This is a genomic window from Streptomyces sp. NPDC020845, assembly GCF_044334165.1.
Taxonomy (GTDB): Bacteria; Actinomycetota; Actinomycetes; order Streptomycetales; family Streptomycetaceae; genus Streptomyces.
Window position 1 is genome coordinate 480,640 of record NZ_JBIRSJ010000002.1, and the last position, 18,773, is coordinate 499,412.

Genomic DNA, 18,773 nt, shown 5'->3' on the forward strand with positions numbered 1-18,773 from the left:
AAACCCACCGGTCAGTACGACTAGTAGGCGCGCCGTCAATGCGGTTACGCCATAGAGATGACCGCGAATTACCCTGAATGGCGCAGCGCTCTACAGCTCACGGGGCGCGGGCGGCGCATGCCGTGCGGCGCGCGTTAGGCATATGAGCTCTGCCGCCCGCCTCTCAGGACCCCCGCTCAAGTCTCAAGACCCCCGTCTCAAGATCCGTTTCTGAAGATCCGTTGCCGGAGATCCCTCCCGGAGATCCATTTCCGCAGATCACCAGCGTTCGGCCGGACCCCACTCGTTCCGTGGCGGCTATGCCATCCTGTTTGTGTGAGCGCCATCACGTGTGCGGGTGGCACACGGGCGGCCAGGAGGTGGAATGGCGACATGGCCGGCCAAGGCGGCTCCGGAGTGGACATCACGCGGCCGAGGAGGGACCAGGATGTCGGGGCGTCCAGTGTCGGCCTCCGGCCGCCGGCGATGGAGCGCGCCGTGACGGAACAGGCCCTGGTGTTCGCCACGGCGGCGCTGACGGCTGTCTACGTACTGTCCGCGGACGGCGACGAGCTGCGGCTGACCGAGACGGCCGGCGGTCCGCGCGCCCTGTACGGGCTGCCGATCAGCTATCCGCTGTCCGGGCGCTCCCCCGTCGCCGACGCCTTCCGCACCGGGCGGCCCCAGTGGTCGACCTCCGAGAAGCTCGCCGCCTACGGGGAGAACGCCCCGCAGGCCCTCCCGGCCGATATGTCGCTGGGCGCGCTGCCGCTGGGGGCGGACGGCAGGCGGCTGGGCTGCCTGGTCGTGGTCTACCCCGGGGACGGCTTCGACGCCGAGCAGCGCAATTTCCTGGAGCTGTACGCCGACCAGATCGCTGCCCAGCTCAAGGCGGGCGCACCGGCCCAGGACGCCGGTGGCGGGGTGCCGGACCGGGGCGGGCCGCTGTCGGTGCTGCGCTCGGCGCTCGACCACCTTCACGTCGGCTCGTTCACCCTGGTGCTGAACACCGGGCGGATCGACGCGGACGCGCAGCTGCTGGACCTGGTGGACATCTCCCCGGAGGCGTTCGACGGACGGGTGGAGACGCTGCTGGCACACACCGTGCCGGAGGACCTGCCCGCGCTGATGGCCATCGTCGAGCCTGGTCAGCTGAGTCTCGGCAGCCGTGACCTGGAGTTCCGGATCCGCCGGCCCACCGGCGAGCTGCGCTGGCTGCGGCTGTGCTGCCGGATCCAGGGCGATGCCGTGGGTACCCCCGAGCGGCTGCTGGGCCTGGTGGCGGACGCCTCGTATCTGCGGCCCACCGCCGACGAGGTCTCCCGGGTACAGCGGCTGTCCGCGGCGCTGGCCAACGCGATGACCGTCCGGGACGTCAGCCTGGTGGTGACCGCCGCGCTGCGCGAGCCGCTGGGGGCCGACCGGGTGGCGCTCGCCGAGCTGGAGGGCGACCGGCTGGTGGTGACCGCCCTCGACCCGCCGCAGCCGGGCGCCTGGCCGGGGATGTGGCGGTCCGAGTGGCGGTCGGAGTGGCCCGATGTGCCGACCCGCGTACTGCCCACGGTGGAGACCGCACTGCGCGAGGACCGGATCACCCTGCTGCCCCCGGGCAGCAGCCTGGAGCCCGGTCTCACGGACATGGGCGCCGGCGGCCTCGCCGTCCTGCCGCTCCCGGCGCAGGGCCGGGTGGTCGGGGTCTGTCTGGTCGGCTGGGAGGAGCCGCATGCGTTCTGCCCGGAGGAGCGGTCGCTGCTGACCGCGACGGCGGGCTTGGTGGGTCAGGCCCTGATGCGCGCCCATGCGTACGACGCCGAGCACGAGCTCGCCACCATGCTCCAGCGCAGCCTGCTGCCCCGCAGGCTGCCCGAGCTCCCCGGCGGGGTGGCCGTGGCCCGCTATCTGCCCGCGATGAGCGGGCTCGAGGTGGGCGGCGACTGGTACGACGTCATCCCGCTGCCCAACGGCCATGTGGCGCTGGTGATCGGCGACGTCCAGGGGCACAGCGCCGGGGCCGCGACCATCATGGGCCAGATACGCACGGCCATCAGGGCCTACGCGGTGGAGGGCCATCCGCCCGACGTGGTCGTCGACCATGCCAACCGGCTGCTCGTCGGCATGGAGACGGAGCTGTTCGCCACCTGCGCCTATGTCGAGCTGGACATGGAGGAGGGCGACGCCTGGTTCGTACGGGCCGGACATCTGCCGCCGCTGCTGCGCCACCCGGACGGCTCCACCGAGGAGGTGGAGGTCGAGGGCGGGCCGCCGTTGGGGGTGCTCGCCGACGCGGAGTACGCCATGACCGCGATCGGGCTGGCCCCCGGTACGGTGCTCACGCTGCTGACGGACGGGCTGGTCGAGTCCGCGAGCCTGCCCCTGGACGACGGTCTGCTGCGGGTGCGCGGGGCGCTCTCCGACGCGGATCCGTCCGACGCCGGGCGGCTGGCCGACTCGCTGCTGGGCGATCTGAGCCGGCGCGACGACGACGTGGCCCTGCTGTTGCTGCGCTACGACGGGATGAAGGTCCGGCCGACCCGGGCCGGCTGGGCGGTGTGGCGGCTGCCCGACGCCGTGATGCACGCGCGCCGCTTCACCGGGCGCACGCTGCGCTCCTGGGGCGTGTCCAAAGAGGCCGACATGGTCCTGCTCGTGGTCTCCGAGCTGGTCACCAACGCCCTGGTGCATACGCAGGGCCCGGTGAGGCTCGACCTCACGCTGGCCGGTGACCGGCTGCGGGTCGCGGTGAGCGATTCGTCGCCGCGGGCGCCCGCCAAGCCGGTGCTCGTGGACTGGGAGTCGACGGGCGGCCGGGGCCTGCTCCTGGTCGAGGCGATGTCGACGACCTGGGGTTCGGTGCCGGTCAGCGGCGGCAAGCAGGTGTGGAGCGAGGTCGTCATGGCGCAGGACGGCGGGGCTGTGGACGGCGCCGGATAGCCCATGTGCGTGTGATGAGGAGGTGCTTCCCATCGTGAGAGGTCGTCCCCGCGATGCCGTCGTCCTCGTGGCCGCGGTGTCCCTGGCCCTCGCGCTGGGGGCCTGCGGCAAGGCCGCCGAGTCCGGCACCGCCGTACGGCCCGTCTCGCCCCCGACCGCGGGCCGGCCGACGATCGGCCTGCTCGTGCCGGACAGCACCACTCCGCGCTGGGATCGTTTCGACCGGCCCCTGATCGAGCGGCGGATCCACCAGCTGTGCCACAACTGCGAGGTGCGGTCCGTCAGCGGCCAGGGCGATGTGGCCCTCCAGCAGCAGCAGGTGGACTCGATGATCATCAGGGGCGTGGACGCCCTGGTCCTGGTCCCGGTGGACGCCAAGGCGATGCGCCCCGCGGTCGAGAAGGCGCATGGCGCGCGTATCCCGGTCCTGTCATACGACCGCCTCGTTCAGGGCCCCATCTCGGCCTATGTCTCCTTCGACGGCAAGGAGGTCGGCAGGCTCCAGGCGCGGGCGCTGCTGAGGGCCATGGGCCACCATCCTGCGCACGGCCGCGGGATCGTCATGATCAACGGCGACCAGGCCGACCCCAACGGGGTCGCGTTCAAGCAGGGGGCGCTGTCCGTCCTCACCGGCAAGGTCAGGGTCGACAAGTCGTACGACGCGGCCGGGTGGCGGCCGGAGAACGCCTACACCGATATGTCCGGCGCCATCGCCGCGCTCGGGCCCCATCGCATCGAAGGCGTCTACTCCGCCAACGACGGCCTCGCCTCCGGCGTCATCGCCGCCCTCAGGGCCAACAGCATCCGGCCGATCCCACCGGTCACCGGCCAGGACGCCGAGCTCGCGGCCATCCAGCGGATCGTCGACGGCGAGCAGTACATGACCGTCTACAAGCCGTTCAAGCCCGAGGCGTACACGGCCGCCGAGATCGCCGTCGCCCTGGCCCACGGCGCGGGCCCCGGGCCCGTCGCCAGGGACCGGGTGCGCGGCGGCGTCCCGGCCGTGCTGCTCCGCCCGATCCCGCTGACCGTGCACTCCATCAAGAAGACGGTGGTCAAGGACGGTATGTACACGATTGATCAGATATGCACCCCGCAGTACCGGTCCGCCTGTGAGAGGGCCGGGCTCATGCCGTAGGGGAGATGGTGACCGTGCCGGGTCCGCTTCTGCTGGCGTTGCGCGGCGTCTCCAAGCGTTTCGGCGCCGTCCAGGCGCTCGCCGACGTCGATCTGGAGATCCACACCGGTGAGGTCGTCGCCCTGCTGGGCGACAACGGCGCCGGTAAGTCCACCCTCGTCAAGGTGATCGCCGGGGTCGGCCCGGCCGATGAGGGCGTCGTCGAGTGGCAGGGCCACACCGTCCAGGTCAGGCGCCCCCACGATGCACAGAGCCTGGGCATCGCGACCGTCTACCAGGACCTGGCGCTGTGCGAGAACCTCGATGTCGTCGGCAATATCTTCCTCGGCCGCGAGGTGCGCAGGCTCGGCATCCTCGACGAGGTGGAGATGGAGCGCCGCACCCGTGGTCTGCTGGAAAGCCTGTCCATCCGCATCCCCGATGTGCGTGTCCCGGTGGCCACGCTCTCCGGCGGCCAGCGGCAGACCGTCGCGATCTCCCGCTCGCTGCTCGGCGAGCCGAGGTTGCTGCTGCTCGACGAGCCCACGGCATCCCTGGGCGTCGAGCAGACATCGCACGTCCTCGATCTGGTGGACCGGCTGCGCGACCACGGGCTCGGGGTGCTGCTGATCAGCCACAACATGGGCGATGTGAAGGCCGTGGCGGACCAGGCCGCGGTGTTGCGCCTGGGCCGTAACAACGGCTTCTTCGATGTGATGACCACGTCCCAGGAACAGATCATCTCCTCCATCACCGGCGCCACCTCCCATGCCCGCCGTCCGCCCCGCCCCGGGGAGGCCGGGCTGTGATCGGCCGCGCTCTGGTGCCCGGCCGGCGGCGCGTCAAGGGCGTCCTGGGCGATATACGGCGGCGGCTGAGCGAAGGGGAGCTGGGCGCGCTGCCGGTCGGCCTCGGCCTGATCGTGCTGTGGGCGGTCTTCGAGATCCTGAACGACAACTTCCTCTCCCCGCGCAATCTGTCCAATCTGAGCGTGGACATCGTGGGAACCGGCCTGATCGCCGTCGGCATCGTCTTCGTGCTGCTGATCGGGGAGATCGATCTGTCGGTCGGCTCGGTCGCCGGGCTGGCGGCGGCCGTCTTCGCGGTGCTGGCCGTCAACGAGGGTCTGCCGGAATGGCTCGCCCTGATCTTCGCGGTGCTCCTGGGCTCGCTGATCGGGGCCCTGCACGGGTTCTTCTTCGCCAGATTCGGCGTACCGGCGGTCGTCGTCACCCTCGCCGGGCTGCTGGCCTGGAACGGCCTCACCCTCTACCTGCTCGGCCAGAGCGGCACCATCAATCTCGACAGCCAGGGCCTGATCGCCAAGTTGACCAGCTACTACTTCAACGACATCGCCGCCGCGTACAGCCTCGCGGCGCTCGGCCCGGCCGCCTTCTTCCTCGCCGCGTACCGCGACCGGCGGCGCCGCAAGGCCGCGGAGATGCCGTACCGGCCGCTGCACGAGATCGTGGTGCGCACCGCCGCGATCGCGGTGGTCGCGTTCGCGGCGGCCTATGTGCTCAACCAGTTCCAGGGTCTGCCGCTCGCCCTGCTGATCTTCGTGGTCCTGGTCGCCGCCCTGGATGTGCTGCTGCGCCGCACGCCCTACGGCCGCACGGTGTACGCGCTGGGCGGCGGCGTCGAGGCGGCCCGCCGGGCCGGGGTGCGGGTGACATGGGTGCGGATCTCGGTCCTCATGGTGTCCGGCACGATGGCCGCGCTCGGCGGGCTGTTCCTGGCCTCGCGGATCACCTCGGTGAGCCAGCCCTCCGGCACCGGCATCCTGCTGCTGAACGCGCTCGCGGCGGCCGTGATCGGCGGTACGAGCCTGTTCGGCGGGCACGGCCGGACCTGGTGCGCGCTGCTGGGCATCCTGGTCATCCAGTCGCTCTCCTCCGGAATGGCCCTGCTGAGCGTCGAGTCGGCCCTCCAGTTCATGATCACCGGCGGGGTGCTGCTGGCCGCGGTCGTCCTCGACTCGCTCTCCCGGCGCTCCCAGAAGTCGCGCGGCCGAGCTTGACGCCCGGTGGCCGGGCCTGACGCCCGGCGGCCTGGCCGTGCCGTGCCCCGTTCGGGTGGATGCGCGCCGTATGCCGGGCGGCGCGGTGGGCCGTGCGGCAGCGTGTGGGACCGACGCACGGCGACAAGGGGGGATCGATGGCAGCCCAGCCCAGGTCGATGGCAGCCCAGCCCGCCGACCAGCCTGCCGAGGAGCTGCGGTACCGGTCGGCCACGCTCGCGGCGTTCGAGCGGAACCCGATCACCAGCCGCTCCATGGCCCGCAGACTGCCGCAGCTGGTGCGGCGGGCGCTGGTGCTGGCGTGGCAGGTGGACCGCAGGGCGGTGGTAGGGCTGGTGCTGTGCCAGGTGCTGTCGGGGCTCTTCGAGGCGTTCGGGCTGCTGGCCACCACCGGCACCATCACGGCGCTGATCTCCTCAGGGCATATGGCCGAGCGGGTCCAGGAGGCGCTGCCCTCGCTCGCGGTGCTGGCCGGGGCGGCCGGATTACGGGCCCTGCTGGGCATCGCCGTATCCAACATCTCCACCAGACTCGCCCCCCGGATCTCCCGGGAGGCCGAGATGCGGATGCTGGACTCGGCGATCAACGCCGAGCTCGCGGCGTACGACAACCCGGGGTTCAACGACAAGTGGGACGCGGCCGACCGGGGCGCCGTCGTGGCCCAGGATCTGATCATCGAGTCCCAGCAGCTGACGGCCTGCCTCGCCTCCCTGGTGGCGGCGGCGGGCGTGGTGACCGTACTGCACCCGGCGCTGCTGCCGCTGCTGCTGCTCGCCGCGCTGCCGCAGGGGGTGGCCGGGATGAAGGCGGCCCGGGTGCACTACGAGACCTCGCGGGCGATGAGCGCCGAGCGGCGCACGCTCGGGCTGCTCCGCTGGTACATGGTCGACAAGGACATCGCCGACCAGCTGCGCTCGGGCACCATGGCCACCTTCCTGCTCGACCGCTACCGCGCCATCGGCGCACGGGTCGACGCCGCGACCGACCGGGCAGCCCACCGCGGGGCGCGGTTCGCGGTGCTGGGCGCGCTGGCCGGAGGGGTCGCCTCCGGGCTGGTGTGGGCGGCGCTGGCGCTGCTCCTGAGCTCGGGGCGGATGTCCGTCGCCTCGGCGGGCACCGCGGTCTTCGCGCTGCGCACGGTGGGCTCCTCGCTGCGCGGCATGGTCGGATACGGCACCCGGCTGTTCCGTACCGGGCTGTATCTGGACGACTGGGCGGAGTTCATCGAGGAGGCGGGCGGCCACCGGATGCGACGCGGCGGCCGGATCCCGTCCGCCCCGAAGGTGGTCAGGGCCGAGTCGGTCACCTACCGCTATCCGGAGTCGGACGCGCCGGCCCTGGACGAGGTGAGCGTCGAGGTCCGGCGCGGCGAAGTCCTCGCCCTGGTCGGCGAGAACGGCTCCGGCAAGACCACCCTGAGCAAGCTGCTCACAGGTCTCTACCTGCCCACCGGCGGCGCGGTGACCTGGGACGACGCCGAGACCGGTGACCTCGACCCGAACGCGCTGTGGCGGCACACCGCGGTCGTCCCTCAGGACTACGCCCACTGGCCGCTGTCCGCCCGCGAGAACATCACCCTCGGCCAGCCGCACGGCGGCGACGAGGCGGTGCGGGAGGCCGCCGTGCACTCCGGGGCGCACGAGGTCCTGGACGGGCTGCGCAGCGGCCTGGACACCCTGCTGGCCCGGCAGTGGTGGGGCGGGGTGGAGCTGTCCGGCGGTCAGTGGCAGCGGATCGCCCTGGCGCGGGCCTTCCACCGGCCCGCCGGACTGCTGGTGATGGACGAGCCCACCAGCGCCCTCGACGCCCGCGCCGAGCACCGTATCTTCGCGGGGCTGCGGCGGCTGGCGCAGGACCGCGCGGTCGTCCTGGTCACCCACCGCCTGGCGAACGTCGCCGTGGCCGACCGCATCGTGGTCCTGGACCGCGGCCGGGTGATCCAGCAGGGCACCTTCGGGGAACTGGTCCACTCCCCCGGGCTGTTCCGGGAGCTGTGGGCCCTTCAGAACGACCGGGGCACCACCCCGGACGCCCCAGCCGGCCCGAGCTGACTCTGCCGTCCCGGGCTGGCTCAGCCGGCCCGAACTGACTCAGCCGGCCCGAACTGACTCAGCCGGCCCGGGCTGGCTCAGCCGGCCCGGGCTGGGTCAGCCGTCCCGGGCTGGCTCAGCGGGCCGACTCCGCCGCCCGGGCCCGCGAGGCCGCTATCTCCGCGTAGGCCCGGTCGCGGCCCTCCCAGTGGGAGCCCTCGACGGACTTGCTGGGTTCCAAGTCCTTGTAGACCTCGAAGAAGTGGGTGATCTCCATCCGGTCGAACTCGGAGACATCGCCGATGTCCTGCACATCGGCGTAGCGCGGATCGTGGGCCGGGACGCACAGGATCTTCTCGTCCGGACCCTTCTCGTCGCTCATGCAGAACATTCCGATGGCCCGGCACTCGATGACACACCCGGGGAACGTGGGCTCACCGACCGTGACCAGGGCGTCCAGCGGGTCGCCGTCGCGCCCCAGGGTGTGGTCGATATAGCCGTAGTCGGCCGGGTACTTGGTGGCGGTGAACAGCATCCGGTCCAGCCGGATCCGCCCCGCCTCGAAGTCCATCTCGTACTTGTTGCGCGATCCCTCGGGGATCTCCACGACGACGTCGAATTCCATCGCGACCTCCTCCCCCGGACACCCGCGCGCCCGGCGCGCGCTTCCAGTGTGCGCCGTGAGCGCCGTACGGGCAGCCCGTACGTCATATGTTCCGGGCGTCATACGTTCCGGCCGAGCCTCCGGTTGGCCAGGACGGACACCTTGCGCCGGACGGCCGTCACCTCGTCGGTGCTGATCTCCGCCACCAGCAGCCCCGGGGTCGCCCCCAGCCGCTGCCGTACCGTCCCGTCGGGGCCGACCACGGCGCTGTGGCCGATGCCGGTGGGGGCCGTCGGGTCGGCCGCGTCGGCCTCCAGGGTGCCGGTGGCCGCGGGGTCGGCCTGGCCCACGGCGGCCAGCCAGACGGTGGCGTCCAGCGCCCGCGCCCGGATCAGCAGCTCCCACTGTTCGCGCTTACCGGGCCCCGCGCCCCACGAGGCGGGCAGCAGGGAGAGATGTGCGCCGGCGTCGGCGTGGGCCCGGAACAGCTCGGGAAAGCGCACGTCGTAGCAGGTGGCCAGGCCGATCCGGAGGCCCTGGAGGTCGAAGGTCACCACCTTGGAACCGGGCGCGACGGAGTCGGACTCCGCGTAACCGAAGGCGTCATACAGATGGATCTTGTCGTACGAGGTCTCCACCCCGGGACCGGTGACCAGCAGGGTGTTGGCCACCCGGCCATCGCGCGCCGGGGTGAACATCCCCGCCACGACCACCAGACCCGTGTCCTTGGCGATCTGCCGCACCTCGGTGGCCCACGGCCCGTCCAGCGGCTCGGCGAGCGGCCCCAGCGGGGTGCCGAAGCACGCCATGGCGGCCTCGGGGAAGACGATCAAACGGGCGTCGGCCGCCGCGGCACGGTGTGCCTGCTCCCGAAGGACGGCAAGGTTCCGCTCCGGGCGCGGGCCGCTGACGATCTGGCTCAGTGCAATGCGCATGACGCGATCTGCCTCATTCCCTGTTCCCTGGACGTAGCCTCGAGTGGTCCCTAGGGGTGTGTACGTGACGCCCCGGGGGTGCGCTCATTGTGCGGCCCGCGCATCTCGGCCGTATCTCGAGGGCGCCACCCCTTCGGTCCAGGACGGGAACTGGCCGTTCGTCAGCGGAGAGACCTCAGATGACAGCCGGCGGCCGCATAGCCCATGGGGTCATGCGGCCGCCGGCCCTCGTCAATTCACCTGCCGTTTCACCTGTCAATGCACCTGTCGGTTCACACTTCGCGCGCCTCGCGGCCGGTGCGCATCAACACCCCCGCCGCGACCAGTCCGAGGACGCACGTGACGGCGCCGACAACGACGTTGTTCCAGATCATTCCGGCGTCGGGGAACCGTGTGACCACCCAGGGAGAGATGATCATCCATACACCGATCGCGGACATCGCCCAGCACAGGCTGTACATCCGGCGCGGCGCCGTGGTCAGGCCGACGCCCAGCAGGGCCACGCTGATGCCCAGGATGAGGTTGTTGACCGTGAGGTCGGGGCGGGTGCCCGAGAAGTGGACCACCCAGGGAGAGATGGCGAAGTAGAGACCGGCCAGGAGAACCGGCCCATCAACGAAGACAACATCCCTCGCGCCGAGCATGCGTGCGTAGCGCTCGCGCATCTCGGTGACATCGGGGTGGCGCGTGATATCGCTCCTGTGGCGTGAGACGTCGGCCATACGACTCGCCTCCTTCGATCCATGCAAGTCTGACCGCGCAGTGCGGCGCTATGCCGCACCACCATTGTGCGCCTCACCTTGATTTATAGGTAGATGTCTGTTTGAGCCGCGAGGAAGTGGTTATGCCCGCGAAGCAGCCGGTTCACGTACACGCCGCCCATATCGCCGATCATCAGCCCCGGGGCCCGCTGCACGGCTTTCCGCTGCTCGTGCGGGAGGTCCCGGATCTCTCCCACGGGCGGCCGGTCCTCGACGGGCAGCCAGGTCTTCGCGGACCCGCCGTCGAACTCCGCGCTGTCGACGGTGAGCAGATGGTCCATCCGGCGCCCGCAGTCCGGGCAGTCGGGCCAGTCGGGCTGCTCAGGTCCTGCTCAGAGCCTGCTCAGAGCCTGCTCCCGGCCTGATCAGGCCGGGAAGACCTGCTCGTCCTTGGCGTACCAGGCGCGGTCGAGGTCGGTCACATTCACGGTGGTCTGCACGGTCAGCCCCGGGACCGGCGCCAGATGGGCACGCGCGACCTCCAGCACGGCGGCGGACAGCTCCCTCTTGGTCTCGGCATCCCGGCCGGACAGGATCGCCACCTCTATGTGGATCATGGCGTGGTGCGGGGCGCCGTCGGCCAGAACGGCGTCCTCCACCCGGCGGAACCGGGTCTTGCAGCCCGCGACCTGCGTATCGATGGTCTTGGCGACGACGGGGTGCAGGGCGAGGCCGAAGGCGCGCCGGTCGAGGGCATCGGTCAGGGTGTCGGAGTACTCGACGACGATGTGCGGCATGGGGAACGAGCTCCTTACGGGGTCGTGGCGGGCCCGCGCTCGCGCGGACCCGTTACGTGGGCATCGTCGCACTACGCCACCGGGACGAGCGCCGGGGGCCGCTCGTCTGCTTCAATATGCCTATGGTCAGCCTCCATAACGCCGCGACGGGTCCGCTCGACCTCGAGCCGTTCTGGCCGTCCCGGCAGGCGCACCACTTCGACCGCGAGTGTTGCCGCGCATCGCATGCGCGGGCCCGCTCGCTCGGCCGCTGACGTCGTCCTTCGACCGCTCAGCCGCCCTGCTCCCGGGTGATCCCCGGCGGCCCAGCCCGCGCGCACGACGTCCACCGACGCCCCTTGAGCGCGAAAGAGCCGAATCCCATGACGAACGTCCGCAGTCTGTCCGCTCCTTCCACCTCCGCCTCCCCGGCCGCCACTCCCGGCCGTCACCCGCACCCCCACTCCCATCCGCACCGACAGCGGCTGCGCGCCGTCGCGCCCGACGAGGTGCCGCCGGTCGCCGAGCTGCTGCATCCCGGCGCCACCTGGCTGCCCGCTCCCGCCCATACGCTGCCCTCGCTCCCCGGGCAGCCGCCGATGGTCGGCTATCTCGTGCTCGTCCCGGCCGCCGACACCCCGGCGGCGGGCCAGGCCGGGCCGGGCGGGCAGACCGGGGACCGTGGCGCGGTCACGGGCGACGAGCTCGTACGGATCGACCCCGACCAGCGCACCGCTCATGTCGCCGGGCGGCCGCTCGACCTGACGTATCTGGAGTTCGAGCTGCTGGCCCATCTCGTGGCGCATCCGCACCGGGTACACACCCGCGACCAGTTGGTGACCACGGTGTGGGGGTACGGCCATGTCGGCGACGGGCGGACCGTGGACGTCCATGTCGCCCGGCTGCGGCGGAAGATGGGCCCCGAGCACCGGGGCACGATCGTGACGGTCCGCCGGGTCGGCTACAAGTACGTGCCGACCGCCTGAGACCCCCGACGCCACAGCGCGATGCCCGCCGCGCCGGGTCAGGCGACTCACGGCCTGATCCGGCGCGGCGGGCTGGTGTTTGCGGGAAGGTCAGCGGCCGATGGACACCGGCGGCTGGTGGCTCTGGGCCGCGGGCGGCAGCGGCTCCTCGCCGTGCCCGCCGTGGTCGAGGCGCGGCAGCCAGGACAGCGCCCGCGGCAGGTACCAGTTGCGCTCCCCGAGCAGCGCCATCACCGAGGGCAGCAGCACCATCCGGACCAGCGTGGCGTCCACCAGCACCGCGACCGCGAGACCGATGCCCATCTGCTGCATGTCCTGCATCTGGAGCAGGGCGAAGACCGCGAACACCGCGACCATGATGGCGGCCGCACCGGTGATCGAGCCCGCCGTGGACCGGATGCCGTCGCGGATCGCCTCCCGGGTGGACAGACCCCGCTCATGCGCCTCACGGATCCGGGAGACCACGAAGACGTGGTAGTCCATCGAAAGACCGAAGAGGATCACCAGGACGAACAGCGGCATCCAGGACTCGATCGCCCCGGCCGGCTCCATGCCCATCGTCTCCGCGCCCCAGCCGTGCTGGAAGACGGCGGTCATCGTGCCGTACGCGGCCCCGACCGACAGCAGGTTGAGCAGGATCGACACGATGGCGATCGGCAGCGACCGGAAGCAGACCAGCATCAGCAGGAAGGTCACGGCCGCGATGAAGAGGAACACCGGAAGGAAGTCGCTGGAGAGCTGGTCGTTGAAGTCGACGTTCGAGGCCGTCTCGCCACCCACGTACGCCTTGTCCGAGACCGGGCCGAGGACCTGCGGGACGATGTCGTCCTTCAGGGTGCTCAGGGCGTGCTTGGAGGCGTTGTCGGAGCCGTTTCCGGCCAGCGGCACCTCGATACGCGCCACGCCCTCGCCCTTGTGCAGCTCGACCTTGACGGTCTTGCCGAACTCGCCCGAGGCGGCGAGCTTCTTCTTGAGGTCGGCCACCGCGCCCTGGAAGCGGGGCGAGGAGACGTCGCCGGCCCGTACGATCACCTCGGCCGGGGCGGGGCCGCCGGGGAAGGACTGGGTGATCTCCTTGAAGGCCACCGTCAGCTTCGAGTCCTTGCCGAACTGCTTCTCCATGCCGAGCTGTTCGGTCTTCATCCCCAGCGCGGGGGCGCACAGGGCCAGCAGCAGCGCGCCGGCGATGACGGCGAACAGGCCCGGCTTGGCCAGCACCGGCTTCATCAGCCGGCCGGAGATACCGCCGCTGGTGTGGACGCCCTTCTTGCGGCGGCCGTTGAGGAGCGGCACCCGCCCGGCGTCGATCCGGTCGCCGAGCCAGGACAGCATCGCGGGCAGCACCGTCACCGAGCCGAGCATCGCGGTGAAGACGACCAGGATCGTGGCGACCGCGAAGCCCTTGAAGAGCAGCAGACCCGACAGGAACATGCCCGACATGGCCAGCATGACCGTGATGCCGGAGACCAGCACAGCGCGTCCGCTGGTCGCCGCGGCGATGCGCAGCGCGGTCTCGGGGTCCCGGCCCGCGGCCCGCTCGTCGCGCTCACGGCGCAGGTAGAACAGGCAGTAGTCGACGCCGACGGCCAGCCCCACCAGGAACATCACGGACTGGGTGCTGGAGAACATCGGCAGCTTGTGGCTGGCGAACGCGAGCAGACCGAAGGTGCCGATGCACGCGGTCACCCCGAGGAAGACCGGCAGCAGCGCGGCGACCAGGGCGCCGAAGACCACCAGCAGGATGCCCAGCGCCAGGGGTACGGCCGTGAGCTCCGCCGTCTTCATGTCGCCGGAGAGGATGCCGTCCAGGCTGTGCGCGAAGCTGGCGTCGCCGACCTCGTACGCCTGGACGCCCTCATGGGCCGCCTCGGTCTGCTTCACCGCGTCGAGCACCGGCTCGATCCGCTCCCCCGCGGTGTCCGCGTCGCCCTTCATCTCAAAGCTGATCAGCCCTTCCCGGCCGCTCTCGGAGCGCACCGGCGGCTGGACCCGCACCGCCTCGCCGGTCTTCTCCAGCCGCGCCGTGAGGTCGCCCGCCGCATCCCGCCAGCCGTCCGGCTCGGCGCTGCGCAGCATCACCATCTCGCCGGCGGGATCCTTGAGCCCGGCGTCCTCCAGGATCTTCTCGGCGCGCGCCGAGTCGCCCGTCCCGCCTTCGGAGTTGGTCATCTCATTGATGCCGGACATGCCGCCGATGACTGCGACGACCACGACGAACAGCAGCCAGCCGATGATCGCGGTCTTGCGGTGTCGGGTGCTCCACCCGCCGAGCCGTACGGCGAGGCCCCGCCTCGTTGCGCTCATGGCGTCTCCCCCCGGGAGGTGTGAGTCCTGACCGGAACAGACAGGACTGAACGGACTGAAAGGACTGTTGAGGTCACGTCATCGACGCTAGAAAACGGCGGGCTCGCGCCCCAGCCGCACAAGTCCCCAATCCGCTGAAGCAAAAGGAGAGTCCCGGGGGTGGGGCTAGGTATACCCCGGGACGGGGGCAGGGCAGAGTGACCGGGGCGGCCGGGTCCGCCAGACTTGAACCGTCCGGCGATGGGGAGCGTCCCGCGCCGGGCGCGGGCCCCGGCGCGGGTCCCGCGGGAGCGGTGTCAGGGAGATGTCCGATGAGGGTACGCAAGGCGCTGGTGGCCGCCGCCCGTGGGCTGGTGCTCGCGATCGCCTCGCTGGCCGGGTCGATCACGCTGTTCGTCCTGACGGTGGTGTCCCTGGCCTTCATCCCCCTGGGTGTGGGGGTGCTCACCACCCCGCCCCTGCTCGCTCTCGTGCGCGCGCACGCCAATCAGCGACGGCTGCTGGCCGCCCGCTGGTCCGGTGTCCAGATCCCCCTGCCGTACCGCGCCCTGCCTCCCGATCGCCGCGGCGGGCTCGTGGGCGTGGTGGAGCAGTGCTCCCTGCTGCTGAGGGACCCGGCGACCTGGCGGGACCTGTTGTGGCTGCTCGTCGACATGACCGCCGGGGCCGTCACGGCGCTGCTGGCCTGCGCCCCGATGCCGTACGCGCTGGAGGGCTGGGTGCTGGCGCTGGGCACCTGGCATCCGATCGTGGGCGCGACGGGCACCTACTGGTACGGGTTCGTCCCGGTCACCTCCCAGGCCACCGCGGACTACGCCGCTCTGCTGGGCTGTGGCCTCCTCGTCATGGGCGTCTTCACCTCCCCCATACTGCTGCGCGCGCACTTCCTGGTCGGCCGGGCCTTTCTCTCGCCCACACCGCGGATGACGCTCGCCGAGCGGGTCCATCACCTCACCGAGACCCGGCACGACGCGGTCGACACCTCCGCCGCCGAGCTGCGCCGTATCGAGCGCGATCTGCACGACGGCGCACAGGCCCGGCTGGTCGCCATGGGCATGAGCCTGGGCACCGTCGAGGCGCTGATGGAGAAGGACCCGGCCAAGGCCAAGGAGCTGCTTGCGGCGGCCCGCGCCAGCTCCGCCGAGGCGCTGGCCGAGCTGCGCGACCTGGTCCGCGGCATCCATCCGCCGGTGCTGGCCGAGCGGGGCCTGGGCGATGCCGTGCGGGCCCTGGCGCTGCGGATGCCGCTGTCCGTGGAGGTAGAGGTGGACCTCCCGGGGCGGACCGACGAACCGGTCGAGACGGCGGCGTACTTCGCGATCAGCGAGCTGCTGACAAACGCGGCCAAGCACTCCGGCGCCGACCGGGTGTGGATCGACATCCACCACGACAGCGACGTCGGCGCCCTGCGTATCGCGGTGACCGACGACGGGGAGGGCGGGGCGTCCGCCTCGGAGGGCTCGGGGCTGAGCGGGGTGCAGCGGCGGCTGGGCGCCTTCGACGGGGTGATGGCGATCAGCAGCCCGGTCGGCGGGCCGACGATGGCGACGATCGAGATACCCTGCCGGCTCTCCGCCCAGCGCCCCACCGTCTGAGGAGTCGCTGCCCGAACCCGTTGCTGCCTGAGGGAGCCGGAAACCGGGGGGCGGAGCGTACGACACGGGTGTTAGCGTGCGACAGTCGGCCGCGGGACTCCGGTGCGACTTCCGGAACCCGCCTGTTAAGCGATGATTCGCAGCTCGTGCCCCCATTCCCCGGCCGACACCCGCACACCTTTGCCGCCAGGAGACCCGAGATGGAGAACCAGACCGACCTCGTGGCGGCCGAGGACCTGCTGCTGTTCGTGAACGCGGCGATCACCTCGACCGGACAGCGGGAGTTCCGCTCGGCCGGATGGCAGCAGCGCATGTCGCTGGACTTCCTGCATGCGTATGTGCTCGGCAACTACCGGGAGTTGTACGCGGCGACGCTCGCGCTGGACATCAACCACCACAACGCGGCACTGATCGTGCGCAGGCTGCTGGAGACCGCCTCCGAGGCGTCGCCCGAGCAGCGCCGCACCGAGGGGCGGCTGATCGCCGGGCGGCTGGCCCTGCTTCCGCCGCAGCGGGTGTACCGGCTCTTCCGCGAGCTGCGCCGGGCCGGGGTCAACAACCGCCGCACCCGGGCCATCATGCGGGACTGGCTGGCGGCCCGCCCCGAACCGGCGCTCGACGCGGTCAAGTACCGCGCCGGGGTCAAGGCCGCCGCCCGCCATGCCCATCTGCCGCTCGACACCGAGATGGGCCTCTTCCTCTTCGCGCCGCACACCCGCAAGGCCGGCTTCTCCACCCCTCTGTTCGAGTCCTGGCGCCGCGCCCACTACACCCAGAGCGCGCTGTACGAGCTGCCGTACACCGTCGCCGAGGGGTTCGCGGTCAAGCACGGCATCGATCGGGGCGCCTTCCTGGAGCGGATCGCCCCACGGCTGACCCGACTGGAGCGGCTGCGGCTCCAGGAGTCGGCCCGTGAGCACCGGGCGGACGCGGTGGTCGGCGACCTGGCCGCCATGCCCCTGACCCGGCTGGCGAGCTATGTCCTCTCCCTCCCCCTGGACGACCGGGTCCGCCGCCGCGAGGAGCTGACCGCCGCGCTGCGGTCGGCCGCGCGCCGCACCGCGGGCCCGCGCGCGGGCAGTTGGGGCCGGGTGGCCGCGGTGCTGGACGACAGCTTCTCGGCCTTCGGCTCGGCGCAGAAGCGGCGCCGCCCGCTGGCGGTGGCGCTGGCCTGCCACTTTCTGCTGGAGGCGCTGGCGGGCCAGTTGATCCCGCTGTGGCTGTCCGGCCGCACCGACGCGCTGCTGATGTATCCGCTGGGCCCGACACCGCTGGGCGCCCGCGTCCTGGACGCGCTGGAGCACCGCCCGGACCGGCTCGTCATCGTCTCCGACGGCTGGGACAACGCGCCGCCCGGCCTGGCCGGCGAGGTGCTGCGAATATGGCGCACCCGCCTTGACCCCCAGGGCCGCACCAGTGTGGTCCACCTCAACCCGGTGTACGACGCGGAGGACTTCGACGTACGGCGGCTGGCGCGGGAGGTGCCGACCGTCGGGGTGCGGGACGCGGAGGACCTTCCGGCCCTGGTGGAGCTCGCCCAGTTCGCGGAGGGCCGCACCCGCGCGGCCGAGCTGTGGACGCATGTGGACGCCCGCGTACGGCGGTTTTTGGCGGTGGAGGGATGAGCCAGGACACGACGCTCGTGGCGCTCACGGGCCTGACCGCACTGCCCTCCCAGGTGTGGGGCGCGATCCGTCTTGTACCGCTGGCGCGGGAGGAGCCGATCACCGATCTGCGCCTGGACGACCGGCTGTACGGCGATGACTTCGCGGCCGTTGCGGTCGACCGGCGCACCGCGTACTGCTCGTACATCCCGCACGGCTACGTGGCGAACTGGACGGACGACGGCACCCCCGCGTCCTCCTACGGCACCCAGCTGCGGCGGGACGCCGACGGACCGCGCCCCGCGTGCGTTCCGCTGCGCTTCCACCGCCGGATGGCCCGCCGCGTCGACAAGAACCGGGTGCGTTTTCTCCCCCTCCACCTGGCCCTGGAGGGCTATCTGGCGCTGCACTTCGGCGGCCCCGCGGTGGTGTGGGAGGAGTGGTCGCACCGGGCGGTCAGCCGCGGTCTGTCGCCGCGGGTCGAGCAGGCGTATGTCGGGGCCGAGGTGGAGGGGTTGCGCGACGCGCTGCGGGTCTTCGAGATCCACCCCGGCCAGTGCGGGGTCATGGTCTACGCGGCCGACGCCCTCGCCGCCGCCTTTGTCGTGCCGCACCCCGACGACTACCGCGCCCTGCACCCCTCGCTGGTCCTGGACCTCTTCGGCGAGTTGATCCACCACTACACCACGCTGCACGGCCCGGTCCCCGAGTTCCGGGCCCGGATCGACGACGGCGCGGTGGGCTCGCTGGCCGAGCTGCGGGCGGAGGCCGCCCGGCATCAGCGGGAGTGGGCGGAGTTCCACGACCACACCATGGCGGGCGGATTGCTCGACGAGTCGTACACCCGCCAGCGCGTCCGCACGATGGGGCCCTTCGCCCTGTCCCGTTTTCTGCCGCCCTTCCATCGCAACACCGAGCAGCACATCGGCGAGACCATCACCCACGAGGACGGGCGCCTGGCCTACCTCAAGACCTTCCGGCTGTCGGAGGCGCAGGTCCGCCGCGGCCATCTGCTCACCCTCCTCGCCGCCCACGACTGGCACCTGGAGGCGACGGCCGACGCCCAGGGCGTGACCCTCGACCAACTGGCCTCCCGCATCGAGCACGCGGGCTTCGGCGCACTGCTGCGCCAGGACATACGCGACCACTACCGCGCGGCGGCGCGGCGCGCGGCCACATGAGACCGGTGGC

General features: G+C 71.6%; 15 protein-coding genes. 9 read left to right on the plus strand and 6 right to left on the minus strand.

The genetic code is table 11. From position 1 onward, the window contains the following. Positions 1–465: 465 nt before the first annotated feature. From ACH4U7_RS06085 to ACH4U7_RS06105, 5 genes are all read left to right on the plus strand, one after another. Positions 466–2,910 carry a SpoIIE family protein phosphatase gene (locus tag ACH4U7_RS06085; protein ID WP_398527008.1) on the plus strand — a complete coding sequence of 815 codons (2,445 nt, stop codon included), beginning with the start codon at positions 466–468 and terminating at the stop codon, positions 2,908–2,910. Positions 2,911–2,944: 34 nt separating this feature from the next. Next, positions 2,945–4,048, plus strand: coding sequence for a sugar ABC transporter substrate-binding protein (locus tag ACH4U7_RS06090; protein WP_398526788.1), 1,104 nt, complete (start codon positions 2,945–2,947; stop codon positions 4,046–4,048). Positions 4,049–4,053: 5 nt separating this feature from the next. Beyond that, positions 4,054–4,836, plus strand: coding sequence for an ATP-binding cassette domain-containing protein (locus ACH4U7_RS06095; protein WP_398526789.1), 783 nt, complete (start codon positions 4,054–4,056; stop codon positions 4,834–4,836). Then, positions 4,833–6,047: a sugar ABC transporter permease gene (locus tag ACH4U7_RS06100; RefSeq protein ID WP_398526790.1), complete on the plus strand. Its 1,215-nt coding sequence runs from the start codon at positions 4,833–4,835 to the stop codon at positions 6,045–6,047. The genes ACH4U7_RS06095 and ACH4U7_RS06100 overlap by 4 nt, the downstream gene beginning before the upstream one ends. Positions 6,048–6,184: 137 nt before the next feature. Beyond that, positions 6,185–8,098 (plus strand): ABC transporter ATP-binding protein, encoded by a 1,914-nt coding sequence (locus tag ACH4U7_RS06105; RefSeq protein ID WP_398526791.1) that lies wholly within the window; start codon positions 6,185–6,187, stop codon positions 8,096–8,098. A gap of 115 nt (positions 8,099–8,213) precedes the next feature. Here ACH4U7_RS06105 and ACH4U7_RS06110 read toward each other — a convergent pair whose 3' ends face one another. From ACH4U7_RS06110 to ACH4U7_RS06130, 5 genes are all read right to left on the minus strand, one after another. After that, entirely contained in the window at positions 8,214–8,702 is a 489-nt protein-coding gene (locus ACH4U7_RS06110) for an inorganic diphosphatase (protein ID WP_398526792.1), read from the minus strand. A 98-nt stretch (positions 8,703–8,800) separates the two neighbouring features. Further along, on the minus strand, positions 8,801–9,616 hold the full coding sequence (locus ACH4U7_RS06115; protein WP_398526793.1) for a carbon-nitrogen hydrolase family protein: 816 nt from the start codon (positions 9,614–9,616) through the stop codon (positions 8,801–8,803). 272 nt (positions 9,617–9,888) lie between these two features. After that, positions 9,889–10,338 carry an SPW repeat protein gene (locus tag ACH4U7_RS06120; RefSeq protein WP_385622494.1) on the minus strand — a complete coding sequence of 150 codons (450 nt, stop codon included), beginning with the start codon at positions 10,336–10,338 and terminating at the stop codon, positions 9,889–9,891. Positions 10,339–10,421: 83 nt separating this feature from the next. Further along, a complete protein-coding gene (locus ACH4U7_RS06125) occupies positions 10,422–10,658 on the minus strand; it encodes a hypothetical protein (protein ID WP_398526794.1) in 237 nt (78 codons plus the stop codon). 84 nt (positions 10,659–10,742) lie between these two features. Then, positions 10,743–11,114, minus strand: a complete 372-nt coding sequence (locus ACH4U7_RS06130; RefSeq protein ID WP_089506248.1) for a 5-carboxymethyl-2-hydroxymuconate Delta-isomerase — start codon at positions 11,112–11,114, stop codon at positions 10,743–10,745. A 362-nt stretch (positions 11,115–11,476) separates the two neighbouring features. Between ACH4U7_RS06130 and ACH4U7_RS06135 the strand changes: the two genes are divergently transcribed. Next, entirely contained in the window at positions 11,477–12,079 is a 603-nt protein-coding gene (locus ACH4U7_RS06135) for a winged helix-turn-helix domain-containing protein (protein WP_398526795.1), read from the plus strand. A gap of 90 nt (positions 12,080–12,169) precedes the next feature. Here ACH4U7_RS06135 and ACH4U7_RS06140 read toward each other — a convergent pair whose 3' ends face one another. After that, entirely contained in the window at positions 12,170–14,383 is a 2,214-nt protein-coding gene (locus ACH4U7_RS06140) for an MMPL family transporter (RefSeq protein WP_398526796.1), read from the minus strand. A 311-nt stretch (positions 14,384–14,694) separates the two neighbouring features. Between ACH4U7_RS06140 and ACH4U7_RS06145 the strand changes: the two genes are divergently transcribed. The 3 genes from ACH4U7_RS06145 (at position 14,695) to ACH4U7_RS06155 (ending at position 18,763) form a co-directional block, all read left to right on the plus strand. Continuing rightward, complete coding sequence (locus ACH4U7_RS06145) at positions 14,695–15,978, plus strand: sensor histidine kinase (RefSeq protein ID WP_398526797.1); 1,284 nt, start codon at positions 14,695–14,697, stop codon at positions 15,976–15,978. 200 nt (positions 15,979–16,178) lie between these two features. Continuing rightward, on the plus strand, positions 16,179–17,603 hold the full coding sequence (locus ACH4U7_RS06150) for a hypothetical protein (RefSeq protein ID WP_398526798.1): 1,425 nt from the start codon (positions 16,179–16,181) through the stop codon (positions 17,601–17,603). Then, a complete protein-coding gene (locus ACH4U7_RS06155; RefSeq protein WP_398526799.1) occupies positions 17,600–18,763 on the plus strand; it encodes an ARPP-2 domain-containing protein in 1,164 nt (387 codons plus the stop codon). Before ACH4U7_RS06150 ends, ACH4U7_RS06155 begins: the two co-directional genes overlap by 4 nt. Positions 18,764–18,773 lie beyond the last annotated feature (10 nt).

What these genes read in the sequence shown, in the direction of transcription:
- ACH4U7_RS06085 (WP_398527008.1), top strand. Translation starts at nt 466, where the DNA reads ATGGAGCGCGCCGTGACGGAACAGGCCCTGGTGTTCGCCACGGCGGCG.
- ACH4U7_RS06095 (WP_398526789.1), top strand. Translation starts at nt 4,054, where the DNA reads ATGGTGACCGTGCCGGGTCCGCTTCTGCTGGCGTTGCGCGGCGTCTCC.
- ACH4U7_RS06105 (WP_398526791.1), top strand. Translation starts at nt 6,185, where the DNA reads ATGGCAGCCCAGCCCAGGTCGATGGCAGCCCAGCCCGCCGACCAGCCT.
- ACH4U7_RS06110 (WP_398526792.1), bottom strand. Translation starts at nt 8,702, where the DNA reads ATGGAATTCGACGTCGTCGTGGAGATCCCCGAGGGATCGCGCAACAAG.
- ACH4U7_RS06115 (WP_398526793.1), bottom strand. Translation starts at nt 9,616, where the DNA reads ATGCGCATTGCACTGAGCCAGATCGTCAGCGGCCCGCGCCCGGAGCGG.
- ACH4U7_RS06120 (WP_385622494.1), bottom strand. Translation starts at nt 10,338, where the DNA reads ATGGCCGACGTCTCACGCCACAGGAGCGATATCACGCGCCACCCCGAT.
- ACH4U7_RS06125 (WP_398526794.1), bottom strand. Translation starts at nt 10,658, where the DNA reads ATGGACCATCTGCTCACCGTCGACAGCGCGGAGTTCGACGGCGGGTCC.
- ACH4U7_RS06130 (WP_089506248.1), bottom strand. Translation starts at nt 11,114, where the DNA reads ATGCCGCACATCGTCGTCGAGTACTCCGACACCCTGACCGATGCCCTC.
- ACH4U7_RS06135 (WP_398526795.1), top strand. Translation starts at nt 11,477, where the DNA reads ATGACGAACGTCCGCAGTCTGTCCGCTCCTTCCACCTCCGCCTCCCCG.
- ACH4U7_RS06140 (WP_398526796.1), bottom strand. Translation starts at nt 14,383, where the DNA reads ATGAGCGCAACGAGGCGGGGCCTCGCCGTACGGCTCGGCGGGTGGAGC.
- ACH4U7_RS06145 (WP_398526797.1), top strand. Translation starts at nt 14,695, where the DNA reads ATGAGGGTACGCAAGGCGCTGGTGGCCGCCGCCCGTGGGCTGGTGCTC.
- ACH4U7_RS06150 (WP_398526798.1), top strand. Translation starts at nt 16,179, where the DNA reads ATGGAGAACCAGACCGACCTCGTGGCGGCCGAGGACCTGCTGCTGTTC.
- ACH4U7_RS06155 (WP_398526799.1), top strand. Translation starts at nt 17,600, where the DNA reads ATGAGCCAGGACACGACGCTCGTGGCGCTCACGGGCCTGACCGCACTG.